This window comes from Bacillus sp. BML-BC051 (assembly GCF_019656175.1).
Classification (GTDB): domain Bacteria; phylum Bacillota; class Bacilli; order Bacillales; family Bacillaceae_G; genus Bacillus_A; species Bacillus_A mobilis.
The window spans coordinates 1-275 of sequence record NZ_BPLI01000191.1 but is presented as its reverse complement, the minus strand read 5'-3'; the positions used below and the strand labels follow the sequence as shown (position 1 = coordinate 275).

General features: G+C 36.7%; 1 pseudogene. It reads left to right on the top strand.

Annotation, left to right across the window (positions count from 1 at the left end):
* Positions 1-4: 4 nt before the first annotated feature.
* A pseudogene (gene qacH / locus K5S59_RS29900) lies at positions 5-275 on the top strand (quaternary ammonium compound efflux SMR transporter QacH); the annotation flags it as partial.

Sequence of the window (275 nt, the reverse complement as noted above, 5' to 3'; positions counted from 1 at the left end):
GGAGATTATTGGCTCTTCCCTATGAAAAGCATCTGAAGGCTTTTCAAAACTCTATCCTACAATAGGGGTAATAATAGCTTTCGTTGGTTGTTTGTTCTTTTTATCCTTGTCGCTAAAGACAATCCCCTTAAACACTGCATATGCATTATGGGCAGGTTTAGGACTTGTTTTTACTACAGTAATTTCAGTTTTAGTTTGGAAGGAAAAACTGAACATGGCTAGCATTGCAGGAATAACACTGATTCTTGGAGGAGTTGTAATATTGAATGTGTTTG